The sequence below is a fragment of the Flavobacterium ginsenosidimutans genome, assembly GCF_037478105.1.
GTDB lineage: Bacteria > Bacteroidota > Bacteroidia > Flavobacteriales > Flavobacteriaceae > Flavobacterium > Flavobacterium ginsenosidimutans.
The window spans coordinates 78,914-92,593 of the sequence record NZ_CP147988.1 but is presented as its reverse complement, the minus strand read 5'-3'; the positions used below and the strand labels follow the sequence as shown (position 1 = coordinate 92,593).

Genomic DNA, 13,680 nt, shown 5'->3' with positions numbered 1-13,680 from the left:
ACTACACAATACATAAAAAATGCCTAAAGACACATCAATAAAATCAGTTTTAATTATAGGTTCAGGACCTATTGTTATTGGCCAAGCTTGCGAATTCGATTATGCAGGATCTCAATCTGCTCGTTCGATTCGTGAAGAAGGAATTGAGGTTATCTTGATTAACTCGAATCCAGCGACAATTATGACCGACCCATCTATGGCCGATCATGTTTATTTGAAACCTTTAACGACAAAATCGATTATTGAAATTCTTAAGGAACATCCACAAATTGATGCTGTTTTACCAACAATGGGAGGGCAAACAGCTTTGAACTTGTGTTTGGAAGCTGAAGAAAAAGGAATCTGGCAAGATTTCGGAGTAAGATTAATCGGTGTTGATGTTAACGCAATTAATATTACAGAGGACAGAGAGCAATTTAAACAGCTTTTAGAAAAAATTAATGTGCCAACTGCACCAGCAAAAACGGCTACTTCTTACTTAGAAGGAAAAGAAATTGCTCAAGAATTTGGTTTCCCGCTTGTAATTCGTCCTTCGTTTACACTTGGAGGAACTGGAGCTGCTGTGGTTTACAAAAAAGAAGATTTTGATGAGCTTTTAACTCGCGGACTTGAAGCTTCTCCAATTCATGAAGTTTTAATTGACAAAGCTTTGATGGGATGGAAAGAATACGAATTAGAGCTTTTAAGAGATAAAAATGACAACGTTGTAATTATCTGTTCGATCGAAAACATGGACCCAATGGGAATCCACACTGGAGATTCGATTACAGTTGCACCAGCGATGACATTATCTGATACAACTTTCCAAAAATTACGTGACTACGCAATCTTAATGATGAGAAGTATCGGAAACTTTGCGGGAGGATGTAACGTACAATTCGCAGTTTCGCCAGACGAAAAAGAAGATATCGTAGCAATCGAGATCAACCCTCGTGTATCTCGTTCTTCTGCTTTAGCATCAAAAGCAACTGGATATCCAATTGCAAAAATTGCTTCTAAATTAGCTTTAGGATACAACTTAGATGAGTTGCAAAATCAAATTACAAAATCTACTTCGGCTCTTTTCGAACCAACTTTAGATTACGTAATCGTAAAAATACCACGTTGGAACTTCGATAAATTTGAAGGTTCAGACAGAACTTTAGGTCTTCAGATGAAATCTGTAGGTGAGGTTATGGGAATCGGACGTTCTTTCCAAGAAGCGCTTCACAAAGCAACTCAATCTTTAGAGATTAAGAGAAATGGTTTAGGGGCTGACGGAAAAGGATATAAAAATTACGAACAAATTATCGAGAAACTAACTTATGCAAGTTGGGATCGTGTTTTCGTAATTTACGATGCAATCGCAATGGGAATTCCGTTGAGCACAATTCACGAAATTACAAGAATCGATATGTGGTTCTTAAAACAATACGAAGAGCTTTATATTTTAGAAAAAGAAATTTCAAACTACAAAGTTTCAAATCTTCCAAAAGAATTATTGCTTGAGGCGAAACAAAAAGGTTTTGCAGACAGACAATTAGCACACATGATGAGTTGTCTTGAAAGTGAAGTTCACACTTTACGTATGGAACAAAAAATCAACCGTGTTTTCAAACTGGTTGATACTTGTGCGGCTGAGTTTAAAGCTTTGACTCCATATTACTACTCGACTTTTGAGGCTGATATTGAAAAAGCAAACGGAGAGCGTTTTGTTGACAATGAAAGTATTGTAACAGATAAAAAGAAAGTAATCGTTTTAGGTTCTGGGCCAAATAGAATTGGACAAGGAATAGAGTTTGATTACTCTTGTGTACACGGAGTTTTAGCTGCGAAAGAATGCGGTTACGAAACGATCATGATTAACTGTAATCCTGAAACAGTTTCTACAGACTTTGATACAGCTGATAAATTATACTTCGAGCCAGTTTTCTGGGAGCATATTTATGATATCATCCAACACGAAAAACCTGAAGGTGTAATCGTTCAGTTAGGTGGACAAACAGCTCTTAAATTAGCTGATAAACTTTCTAAATACGGAGTTAAAATTATCGGAACTAGTTTCGACGCACTTGACTTAGCAGAAGATAGAGGACGTTTCTCTGACTTATTGACTGAATTAAATATTCCTTTCCCAAGATTCGGAATTGCTGAAACGGCTGATGAAGCTTCAAAACTAGCGGATACTTTAGATTTCCCACTTTTAATTCGTCCTTCTTATGTATTAGGAGGTCAGGGAATGAAGATTGTAATCAACAAAAAAGAATTGGAAGAGCATGTTATCGATTTGTTGAAAGCAATTCCAGGAAACAAATTATTACTAGATCATTACTTAGCTGGAGCAATCGAAGCTGAAGCCGATGCAATCTGTGATGCTGATGGAAATGTTTACATCATCGGAATTATGGAGCACATTGAGCCTTGTGGAGTTCACTCTGGAGATAGTAACGCAACATTGCCTCCTTTCAACTTAGGAGAATTTGTAATGCAGCAAATTAAAGATCATACGCATAAAATCGCTAGAGCTTTAAAAACGGTTGGATTAATCAATATCCAGTTTGCGATTAAAGATGATACGGTTTATATTATCGAGGCAAATCCTAGAGCTTCTAGAACGGTTCCGTTCATTGCAAAAGCTTACGGAGAGCCTTACGTGAACTACGCGACAAAAGTAATGTTAGGACACAATAAAGTAACTGATTTTGATTTCAACCCACAATTAAACGGTTTTGCAATCAAACAACCGGTTTTCTCTTTCAGCAAATTCCCGAATGTAAACAAAGCGTTAGGGCCAGAAATGAAATCGACAGGAGAAAGCATCTTGTTTATTGACGACTTAAAAGACGATCAATTCTACGAATTGTACTCTAGAAGAAAGATGTATTTGAGTAAATAATCTCAGATTTATTATAAAATAAAAGCTCCAATGAAAATTGGAGCTTTTATTTTTTTAAATTATTCCTCATGAAAATAATTTTTGTCCTAAAGCAGAAAGTTCAATCCCATAATCTTCAAATCGTTCTAGATCTTCTTCTGAATAATTTAAATTGGAAACGAAAAAATAATTGCTAATATCTACAAAAGCTAATGCCAGTTTTTTGGGAATATTTGGATTGATTTTATAAGACTCAATTAAGAAGTTTATTGCGTTTATTAATTCGCAATACTCAGCATGTTCAACATTATTAATGTTTCTTATTTTCGATGGGATAGAATTTTCCTCAATTAATTTTTCAAATACAATTTGTAAAGCCTTTTCTGTTTCCATTTTTTATATTTAAAACCACAACAAAAGTAAGAAATATTTTACAATAAAGAGTGATGATAAAAAGCTCCAATGAAAATTGGAGCTTTTTTTATTTATGGTTGAAGTTTCTTAGTTTGAAACATCGTATCTGTAACTAAAAGTACCATCCGTTACGTTTGTTGTAATAGGATTAGATGTGCTGATAGGTTTTGAATCATCTTCAACACAATTAAATGAGAATGTCCCTTTTACAGTTTTTGCATTTGTATCAACTGCAGTTATGATCACGCTTCCTTCAACTGGATATTGAATATTTGTTCCTTTGCTGTTGTATGACATTTCTACTTGAGTTTTAGAGGCGTCATAAGTAGCTGCTGTAATGGGATATGTACCAACTTTAAGGTCGCTTCTTTTAATGAAAATTCTAATTTCGTCAATCAAATTTTTTCTTCCTTGTAGCTGAATGTATTCACTTTCAGGATAATAAGTAAATAAAGGTTTTGTTGCGTAATCTGAACCAAATGGGTTTTGCATTTCCCACAATGTTCCATCAATTTTTGCAGTCATTGCATATTTTGATGTTGGATTGTTTTCTGGGGTTTCGCTGCTATCATCGCTTGAACAGCTGCCTAAAATAAGGACAAAAAGAAGCAGTAGGGTTTTTGTTATTTTCATTTTAATTAAATTTGTTAAGCTGTAAATGTAGAAAAATATGGGTTAATATTTACTTAAAAATGTAGTAAAAATTTGAATTTTTTTGCAATAAAAAAAACATTTTTCATTGGAGCTTTTTGTTTAATTTTTGAAAAACTAATACTGTCTGTAATTTTAAAAAGTAAGAAAAAGAATATTTAAAATATATTTTTGTAGCGTTTTTATTATATATTTGTCTTTTTGAATTATGAAAAATGATTATGGAAAAAATGACAAAAATCGGGATGATTATTATTTTTTGTTTCACGCAATTATTTATCCAATGTACTTCTGCAGATAATAAAGACACATATAAAAAAAAGACTGAGCAATATGACGAAGAAATTGTTACGTTGAGGAACTTTCTTGCAGAAAGCCTACGTATGGATATAAAAAAAATCACCTATGATTTGAATGAAAATGCTTTTATAATTGATGGAGATGTAGTAATGCCTTTAGACCAAGCTAAGGGGCGTTATGATAGTTCTAAAAATACAAATAAAACCGATCAAAGATTTAGTGGTTATATTATGAAATTTGAAATAGCATCAGCAATACAAATATTTATATCGCCAGAAGTTACATCAGAATGGCAAATTGCAATAAACAAGGCAATAGATGTTTGGAATAATACTAATTCAGGTATAAATATAACCGCTGTAACTGCTTCAACATCTTCAAATGTAAAAATAATTATGGGTAATATAGACAGCAAAGCTACAATTGCTAATGCTTATTATCCTTATGGAGGTCAACCAGGAGAAAGGATAATGATAAATACTAGCTATATTAATAAATTAAACGATGCTCAGAGAATTAATGTAATCATTCATGAACTTGGACATATCTTTGGGCTTGCTCATACTAATGATCCTTCTAATTCTCTTATACCATGTACTCCTGTTTCAGAAATGACATCCATAATGTTTTCAATAGTAAGTGATTCGACAGCTTTTACTACTTATGACAACATCGCAATTAGTACACTATATCCAGTTAATGAAGGGACGAAAAAGTTGTATCGATTTAAAAAAGGTCAATATTATTTTTATACAGTAGATCCTTGCGAAATAATTGATGGTCAGAATGGTTATGTCTATGATGGAGATTTAGGATATTTATATTCAACCCAAATTTCAGGTACAGTGCCATTGTATAGATCGATAAATGGTAGCGCTGAAAAAGGACATAAGTTAAGTAAATCTCAGGCGCTTTCAAATGATATCATTTTAGGTTATTTATATCTTGATCAATATTCTGGATCTACCGCTTTATATTGTTATAAAAATTCTGCACAAGATTTTTATACAGTAGAGAATTTAGGGCCTTTATTAAGACTGACTTATGGATTTGTACCGCATAAAATTGTTGCAAATGGGAAATACGATGGAATAATATTTTAATTTTTTTTTTTTGAAAGAGACTTATTGCTCTTTTTTGTATTGAAATAACAATTAAAAAGCTCCAATGAAAATTGGAGCTTTTTAAATTATAAAAGTAAGATGTATTATTTTTTAAGTAATTGTTCTAAAGGCTTTAACTGTTCCATGTCGATTTTAGATTTCTGCAATACCGACATTAAAGTCATAATATTATTTGGATTCATATCTTCTCCTAAAACGCGAACTACTGCAAATCCAGTTTCTTTTCTGTTTGCAAAAATGACAAACTCTTTAATATTGTCGTCACTTCCAACGTAACTTACAGAAGCACCGTCTCTACCAGAACCAAATTTCATTAATTCTTGATATTTCGGATCTTTTAAGATGGCTTTTACTTTGTTTCTTTCTGTTTCAAACTCTGTTTGGTTATTTTGATCCGCTTTAAAAGCTAGAATATTCATTTTATCAAACGAATTTAAAGCTTCGTTTTGTTCTGTAGATAATTTTGCTTTGTCAACATTCAAAATGTTTGGCGAAACATCTAAAGCGATAAAATCTTTTTTCTCCGAATTCTCAACAAAATACTTTTGAAGAGTTGGTTCAGAATTACAGCTTCCTAAAGTTAGTAAAGCTATAAGTGCTAAGGTGAAGATATTTGTTCTCATTTTATTTTTTGCCTTTAGAAGCTTTCTTTAAGTCAGAACCTCCAGGAAGCTGCATTTTATCTGTTAATACTGAAATTTCGTTTATGTCAAAATTACCAGTTAAAGATAATAAAACAGTTTCATCGTTTTTTGCGCCGTCAACATACATTAACAATTCTTTTATTTGTGTGTCTGTAGCGCCAGATTTTACCATTATTCTAACATTCTTTCCGCCGTCATTTACTCGCATTAATTCTTCTAAGCCAGCAGTTTTTACATATTTATCAGCTGTAGCTTTCATGTCGGCTTCGATTTTTGGATTTTTGGTTGTAAACACTTTTAAGTAATCTAACTTTTTGATTAGAGCAATATATTGCTGTGTTTCTTTATCAGAAGCATCAGCTTTTACTTTACTCATTAAATCAAACATTTTTTTGTTTACAATTACAGATGTTACATCGTCCTGACCGTCAAATTTATCGAAGGCACTTTGTGCATAGAAAGTTGTGGTAACAAATGCGAATACTAAAGTTATGATGAAATTTTTCATGATTATTTTGTTTAATTACTGTTTAAAAATTTTGTTTTTTGATTGTTCATATTCGTTAATGTATTGTACACTTTCAATACCTACATTAACATTGTTTGATAATAATGCCAAAGCTTTTTGTGTTGCTTTAAGCGCTTCTTCGGGATCATCGTAGGTTCCTAATTCTGTTTGCGAAGCTACTGCAGTAGTGTCATTTTTTTCGCTTACAAAAAAGTAAGTCCCGATGCCCAGCAAAACAACAGCAGAAGCTGCAATCGATAACCACGCCACATTTCGTTTCTTAGTTTGTAGTGGAATCTCATACGTCGATTTCTGTTCTTTTGCTTGAGAGAAATATCCAAACATAGGCTTGTATTGCTCCAAATGCTGCGCAACATTCGATGAAGAAAAATATTCTTTTAATTGATTTTCCTCAGCAATAGAAGTTTCTCCCTGAAAGTATTTTTCTAATATATCTTCTATTTTATTTAGTTCCATAAAGGTGTGTATTTGTCATTGATTCTCTAATTTTTTTTCTCGCTCTCGAAAGTGCCACTCGTATTGCGGTTTCGTTCATATTAACGATTTTCGCTATTTCGTCAAATTCATATTGTTCAATATCTCGAAGCTGAATTAATAATTGCAATTGCTCTGGCATTTCATTGATAATTTTCTCGACCCATTCTAAAGTGTCTTCATCTTCAATTTTTTTATCTAATCGAGGTTCTCGATCTGTAAAATTATTGTGAACAATCTGCAGATTACTGGCTCTTTTAGATTTTAGCTGATCGAGACAATAATTTTTGGTCATTGTCATTGCCAATGCTTCGACGCTATTGTAATCTTCCAGATTTTCTTTTTTGTTCCATAATTTCACCATTACTTCCTGAGTAGCATCTTCGGCTTCTTCAGTACTTGTAAGCAATCTTTTTGCCAGACGAAAAACTTTGTCTTTAAAAGGATTTATTAATTCTATAAATACAACTTGGTTCATTAATCTGATGGTTAATCGTTAGCTTATATAGTCAAGACGAGACACAATTATATTTGTTACAGCAAAAGATAAATATTTTTTTTATGTAAAAAAATACTGATTTTATGATGAAGGTAAAACTAAAGATATTACTTTTACACTTATACCACTAAGATATTAAATGATTATGAAAACAACTTTAAAGAGCTTTCTCTTTCTTTTTTTATTCGCTTTTTCTTTACAGTCTTGTGAAGATAATGACGATGTTGCTCAACCTGCAGATGTGCAAGTTAATAGTTTTATCTGGAAAGGATTAAATGCAGTTTATTTATGGCAGGCCGATGTTCCTAATTTGGCCGATAATCGTTTTGCTACAGAGGAAGACTTAAATCAGTTTTTAAGAGGATATTCTAAGCCAGAAGATTTATTTGAAGATTTGCTTTACAAACCAGTAAGTAAATATCCAAACGGTGATGCGGTTGATCGTTTCAGCTGGATTGTTGATGATTATACTGTTTTGGAACAAGAATTAAACGGTATTTCAAAAAATAATGGTGTCGATTTTAGATTAAGTCGTATAGCATCAGGATCAGATGATGTTATTGGATATGTTCGATATATTATTCCAAACTCAGATGCTTCTACAAAAGCAATTAAACGTGGAGATTTATTTACTAGTGTAAATGGTGTAAAGCTTACGGTATCTAATTATGAGGAATTATTGCTAAATCAAGATAGTTATACTTTAAATCTTGCTGATTACAATGGAAGCGGATTTGTTTTAAATGGTAAATCGGTTGCTTTGACAAAAACAGTTTTAGAAGAAAATCCAATTTTAATCAATAAAGTAATTACTTCAGGAAGTCACAAAATTGGTTATTTAATGTATAATGGTTTCTATGCAGAATATGATGCTAAATTGAATCAGGCTTTTGGTGAATTAAAAGCACAAGGAGCAACAGATTTAGTTTTAGATCTTCGTTACAATGGAGGAGGATCAATTACATCTTCAACTAGACTTGCTAGTATGATTACTGGACAATTTGATGGTCAGATTTTTTCTAAAATGACATTTAATGCTAAACAAATGGAAGGTCTTACAACTGAAGATTTGGAAGATTTAAATGAAAGATTCGTTAATAATATTGACGGAACAGCATTAAACAGCTTAAATTTAAATACTGTTTATGTTATTACAACTGCGAGTACAGCTTCTGCCAGCGAATTAGTTATTAATGGTTTAAAGCCTTATGTAAATGTAATTCAGATTGGAGAAACAACTACGGGTAAAAATGTTGGATCGTTTACGGTGTATGATTCTGAAACTTTGGTAACAAAAAAAGGAATCAATCCAAATCATAAATATGCAATGCAGCCGTTGGTTTTAAAGATTACAAACTCAGTAAATTTTGGAGATTATACTCAAGGTTTGCAACCAACTTTTCAGCAGTATGAGCAAGTAAGCACTTATGGTGTTTTAGGAGACACATCTGAACCGTTATTGAATATTGCCATTTCGCAAATTACAGGTACAACTGCTAAAAGAATATTTAATGATTCTGAACCATACAGGCCTTATCTAACTGATTCTAAAATCATAAACGGATTAAGACATGGAATGTATCTTAAAACTGGACCAAAATTATTCTAGTAGATTATAATAAAAAAGGCTTTCATTTCTGAAAGCCTTTTTCGTAAAACAAAAAACTAATTCTAATTAGGTAATTAATCGTTAAAGTAGAAACCGTTTGGACCCACACCAACCGTTAACTCTTTTAATAAACTTCCGCTGAAGTGATAAATATATGCTTTGCTATCTGTTTTAAAGTTTCCTCCATCTGAAAGATAAACGCGGTTGTCTTTTACTGCAAATCCGTAAAGGTATCCAATATCTGAACTAGCTGTAAACATAGGGCTAATAGAAGCTGTTGTTGCAGCTGTATTAATTGAGTATACTGAGTTTCCTACTGTATAATAAATTTGGTTGTTTTCTATGTCTAAATAACCAGCAACTCCTTGAGATTCCGGAATTTCAATTTTAGAAACCGATTTATCAGAGATTTTAACTTTTATAATTTCGCTGCTTTGTGTGTAAGAAGGACGTAAGATATAAAGAGTTCCGTTTTCTTCCTCAATAGAATCTGAACCAGAACCAATTGTAATTGGATCTTCTAAAGTTTTCGTATTGATATTGTAAATAGAAAGCTTGTCACTACCCATAGGATCTGTAATGTATAATTTTCCGCTTTCTTCAATAATTCTATTTCCAGTTGTGTTTAAGTTAATTTTAGATTCAACTAGGTTTGTTGCTAAATTAATAACAGCGATATAATCATCTGTAACTGAATCATAAGAGTTTGCATTTGTTACATAAGCTTTACCGTCTTTTACAACGCCATATCTTGGGTTAGCCAATCCGCTGTCAACTTTAGCAATTAACTTAAAAGTATAACGGTTTACAATGCTTATTACATTTGATCCGCCCGCAATGATATAAGCTTTGTCTCCTTCAAAAAAGATGTTTTGAACAAATTTTCCAAGTACATCAGCTCCGTTTTCTGCTTTATAAGCGTCTTTTGTGAAAATCGTGAAATCATTACTAGAAAATGATACAGTTCCAGCGTCTGAACTTCCTTCATTTAAAATGAAAAAACCATTGTCGTAAGCACCTTTTGGGCCATCGTTGTCATCACTTGAACAAGAAGCAAATAACGAAATGCTTAACGCTATTAAGAGTAATTTACTAAACTTCATATATTAAAATTTTAAGGTTAAATACATATTGAAATTACGACCTGGCATTGGTCTGTTTTCTAGACTTTCATAGTCTTTATTAAAAAGATTTAAAACTTGAAAACCTAGTTTGAAAGAATCTAAAAATTTAAAATCATAATCGATTCCGATATTTGAAATCGTATAATCATTAATAATTTCATCAGGATTATTATCAGCTCTAGTATAAACAAAACCGTTATAAAGAATTTGATAGTAAGCGCTCATTTTATTTCGAGAATATGAAACCGATCCTGTCGCTTTGTGAAACGGAACAAAAAAGATCTGGTTTTTCGTTTTTTCATCCTGCGAAACCGTGTATGCATAAGTAGTATTTGCTGCAAAAATATTTTTGCCATAACTTTTTTTCCAGCTTAATAAAGTTTCGGTTCCATAACTGTTTACTTTATCTTGATTTTGCGGGGTCCAGATGCCATTTGCGCCAGGAACCCATTGAAGCATGTCAGTTATTTTCATGTAATAGAAATTCTGCGTCCAAGTGAAATTTTTAAATGTAAACACATTTCCAATTTCTCCCTGATAAGAACTTTCGGGTTTTAAATTAGGATTTCCGCCTTCGTCCCAATACAAATCATTATAAGTTGGAATTCTGAAATTTCTGGAAACGTTCAATTTTAAATTGTACCAATCATTGAATTTATAAGAAGAACCTAAATTGAATAAAACAGGAGATTTGTAATTGCTTGTAAATTCTTTTCTAATCCCAATTTTATTTTTCCAGTTTTCGCCGACACCTTGTCTGATTAAAAAAGATGCTGAGCTGATCTCGCGTAGATGACTGCCAAAACTGCTTCCGTAACCATTTGTTCTGCTGTAATCTACAATTGCATTAATTTGAGTAGATTTAAATAAATTATAATCTAAATCTAGTTTAGTGATTAGATTTTCGGTTTTTCCGTAAGTGAAATTATTCGTGCTGTTATCGGCAAAATATTGATAGTTTTCAAAAATATAAGCGGTTTTGAAATTGGTTTTCAGTTTTCCGAAATTTCCATCGTATTCCAATAAATTTCGATTAAAACCATTTATATATTTACTTTTTGTCTCCGATTCGGTAATTAAAGAAGTATTGCGGTCCGTATTTGAAGTCTGAGTATAAAGTTTTAAAATATGATTTTCGTTGAATTTGTATCCAGCATTAGCACTCAATGTAATAATATCATATTGTCCATTTTGGTTCCAGCGCTGTTCGCCTCTCCAAGTGTAACGATTTAAATATTTGTAATCGTTTGTTGAGCTGTTTTTCGAAAATCCGATTTGAGTACTCCATTTTTTACTAGAAATAGAAGTTTTATAATTAATCCCAATAGTATTAAAACTACCGTAATCTAGTTTTAAATTATTCTCAAAACGATTAAAAAATAACAAATCGTTATTTAAATGAACCGTTCCTCCAACAGCACCGCTTCCGTAAATAACACTTCCGCCGCCAGCTTTTACACTTATAGAATTATAATCTGAACCTGAAATAGTATTGAAATCGGTGCTTCCATTCATTTGCGAATTAATATTTATTCCGTTCCAAATTACTGCTGTTTGAGAAGAAGTTGTTCCTCTAAAAGAAACTGTGGAAAGCATTCCGCGCCCGTATTCTTTAAAATACAGCGTTGAATTAAAATTTAATAAATCGGTTAAAAGTGCTTCATTTTTATTAATGATAGAATCATTAAGTTTTAAAACAGATTGAGAAGCAGAATATTTTTTTAGGTTTTTATCAGAAATTAAAACTTCTTTCAAAGAGGTAATAGAATCGTTCTGCCCCAAAATAATCTGGCACATCAAGAATAAACAAAAAGCAAAAAATCTTTTTAAAGTCATATATTTCTACACTCTTTTTCCCGAGAGCTCGATAATGGTTACAAAGGCAGGTCTCCTGGCTCGCGTCTTGTTGTTTACCTTCCCACCACGCGGGGCGTGACAGTGGTTTGTAGTTACAACAAGCATTCGTTTGAACTAAGCTTACAGTTGCGGGTACAGCTCAAGAATTTACTTGATTCCCTTTTAATGCATTTTTAAAATCAAAAATGCAACCTTTAATTTGCTGCAAAGATAAAGTTAAAAATATTGATTATTCAAATTTGTTTTGCGTTTCATATAAAATTATAAATAATTCGCTTTAAAAATCAATTTTTATAACTTGTCCAAAATCGACTTTATTATTGAAAGCTTCTTTCAACGGAAGCGAAGTTTGATGACACAAAATACTTCTGATTATACCAGCGTGAGCCACAATAACAATTGGCTGATCAATTTTTGAAATTTTATCAGATAGAAAATAGCCAACTCTTTCGTGAAGTTCGACAAAAGATTCTCCGTTGGTGACTTTGAGATTTACAAAATCTTCCATCCAAGGATTAAGTTCTTCAGACGGAATTTCGTTCCAGTTTTTTAATTCCCAATCGCCAAAATTCATTTCTTTTAAACGCTCGTCTTCCTGATAAGAAATGGTTTTGATGTTGTCTTGAATGTATTTTGCCAAAATAACACAACGCTTTAACGGACTTGAAAAAATAACTGCTTCTTCGGGTAATTCAGAAATTATTTTGCTAAAAATTGCATCAAATGGCTCTGCAATATTTACATCCGATTGTCCATAACAGATTCCTTTCTCGCAAATGGTTTCGGTATGACGAACTAGATAAATTTCCATAAAAACAAAATACTTAAGTAGAAAATAACTTCGCAAACCTGCTGCGTTGCTCCAAGACAATCTCCAGTATAACCATCAATCCATTTTTGAAAATATCGCGCTAGAAAATATCTTGTTATAAAAACAGGAATAAGAGCAAGAAGAAATTTTAAATCAAAATAAGAGAAAGCAATCAACGGAATTAAACCAAAAAAGAAAGATCCAAAAACTTCTTTCCAAGTATATTGTTTTGCAATTGGTTTGCTTTTGCTTGAGGCATCTTCACGAGAATATTCATGTGTAAAAATAATACTAATTGCTGCCAAACGGCTCAAAGAATGAGCAGAAATAAACAAGAGAAAAATGAGAAGAATGTCATTAGTGAAAAGCGAAATGGATTCTGAAAGCAATTTGAATTTTAGCAAAAACATTAAAACCAATCCGATTGCTCCATAAGCGCCAATTGCACTGTCTTTCATAATCATTAAAATTTTTTCCTTGGTCCAGCCTCCTCCAAAACCATCGCAGACATCTGCAAATCCATCTTCGTGAAAAGCGCCAGTTGTTAAGATAGAAGCAATAATTGCCAATATAACAGCAATTTCTGTCGAAAGAAAAAATGAAAAAAGATAAAAAGCCAGAAATGAAATACTCCCAACAATCCATCCAATAAAAGGGAAATATCTTGTGGCTTTATTTAAATAATCTGGATGATGTGTAATGTTTTTTGGACATGGAATTCTAGTGTAAAACATTAAACAGGTAAAGAAAATGTGTAGTTCTTTTTTCATTTAAAAAGAGTAATAATTAT

13 protein-coding genes and 1 riboswitch are annotated in these 13,680 nt (G+C 32.2%); of the genes, 3 read left to right on the top strand and 10 right to left on the bottom strand.

Going from position 1 to position 13,680, the window contains the following annotated elements; translation table 11 throughout:
• Positions 1-19: 19 nt before the first annotated feature.
• Complete coding sequence (gene carB, locus V6624_RS00490) at positions 20-2,875, top strand: carbamoyl-phosphate synthase large subunit (RefSeq protein ID WP_111285880.1); 2,856 nt, start codon at positions 20-22, stop codon at positions 2,873-2,875.
• Positions 2,876-2,941: 66 nt separating this feature from the next.
• On the opposite strand, the gene V6624_RS00485 is transcribed toward carB, so the two are convergent.
• Together V6624_RS00485 and V6624_RS00480 are read right to left on the bottom strand one after the other, a co-directional pair.
• Positions 2,942-3,247, bottom strand: coding sequence for a hypothetical protein (locus V6624_RS00485; RefSeq protein WP_338840523.1), 306 nt, complete (start codon positions 3,245-3,247; stop codon positions 2,942-2,944).
• Between the two features lie 108 nt (positions 3,248-3,355).
• A complete protein-coding gene (locus tag V6624_RS00480; protein ID WP_338840522.1) occupies positions 3,356-3,901 on the bottom strand; it encodes a DUF6252 family protein in 546 nt (181 codons plus the stop codon).
• Between the two features lie 233 nt (positions 3,902-4,134).
• Here V6624_RS00480 and V6624_RS00475 point away from each other — a divergent pair, with 233 nt between their 5' ends.
• Entirely contained in the window at positions 4,135-5,322 is a 1,188-nt protein-coding gene (locus V6624_RS00475; RefSeq protein WP_338840521.1) for a M57 family metalloprotease, read from the top strand.
• A gap of 104 nt (positions 5,323-5,426) precedes the next feature.
• On the opposite strand, the gene V6624_RS00470 is transcribed toward V6624_RS00475, so the two are convergent.
• Genes V6624_RS00470 through V6624_RS00455 form a run of 4 tightly spaced genes read right to left on the bottom strand, consistent with a single transcriptional unit; the run spans position 5,427 to position 7,468 of the window.
• Positions 5,427-5,966, bottom strand: coding sequence for a DUF4252 domain-containing protein (locus tag V6624_RS00470; protein ID WP_111285886.1), 540 nt, complete (start codon positions 5,964-5,966; stop codon positions 5,427-5,429).
• Position 5,967: 1 nt separating this feature from the next.
• Positions 5,968-6,495 (bottom strand): DUF4252 domain-containing protein, encoded by a 528-nt coding sequence (locus V6624_RS00465; protein WP_111285888.1) that lies wholly within the window; start codon positions 6,493-6,495, stop codon positions 5,968-5,970.
• A 15-nt stretch (positions 6,496-6,510) separates the two neighbouring features.
• The gene (locus tag V6624_RS00460; protein WP_111285890.1) at positions 6,511-6,972 is read right to left on the bottom strand and encodes a hypothetical protein; all 462 of its coding nucleotides are present in this window, start codon (positions 6,970-6,972) and stop codon (positions 6,511-6,513) included.
• On the bottom strand, positions 6,959-7,468 hold the full coding sequence (locus tag V6624_RS00455) for an RNA polymerase sigma factor (protein ID WP_111285892.1): 510 nt from the start codon (positions 7,466-7,468) through the stop codon (positions 6,959-6,961). The genes V6624_RS00460 and V6624_RS00455 overlap by 14 nt, the downstream gene beginning before the upstream one ends.
• Before the next feature lie 166 nt (positions 7,469-7,634).
• On the opposite strand from V6624_RS00455, the gene V6624_RS00450 reads away from it, so the two are divergent.
• Entirely contained in the window at positions 7,635-9,098 is a 1,464-nt protein-coding gene (locus V6624_RS00450) for a S41 family peptidase (RefSeq protein ID WP_111286038.1), read from the top strand.
• Between the two features lie 74 nt (positions 9,099-9,172).
• Here the strand turns inward: V6624_RS00450 and V6624_RS00445 are convergent, their stop codons facing one another.
• The 4 genes from V6624_RS00445 to V6624_RS00430 form a co-directional block, all read right to left on the bottom strand.
• The gene (locus V6624_RS00445; RefSeq protein WP_338840520.1) at positions 9,173-10,201 is read right to left on the bottom strand and encodes a YncE family protein; all 1,029 of its coding nucleotides are present in this window, start codon (positions 10,199-10,201) and stop codon (positions 9,173-9,175) included.
• 3 nt (positions 10,202-10,204) lie between these two features.
• Entirely contained in the window at positions 10,205-12,058 is a 1,854-nt protein-coding gene (locus V6624_RS00440; protein ID WP_338840519.1) for a TonB-dependent receptor plug domain-containing protein, read from the bottom strand.
• Positions 12,059-12,086: 28 nt separating this feature from the next.
• Positions 12,087-12,290, bottom strand: a riboswitch (cobalamin riboswitch).
• A gap of 66 nt (positions 12,291-12,356) precedes the next feature.
• Positions 12,357-12,890, bottom strand: coding sequence for an alpha-ribazole phosphatase (gene cobC / locus V6624_RS00435; protein WP_111285898.1), 534 nt, complete (start codon positions 12,888-12,890; stop codon positions 12,357-12,359).
• On the bottom strand, positions 12,875-13,660 hold the full coding sequence (locus tag V6624_RS00430) for an adenosylcobinamide-GDP ribazoletransferase (protein ID WP_111285900.1): 786 nt from the start codon (positions 13,658-13,660) through the stop codon (positions 12,875-12,877). Before V6624_RS00430 ends, cobC begins: the two co-directional genes overlap by 16 nt.
• Between the last annotated feature and the right edge of the window lie 20 nt (positions 13,661-13,680).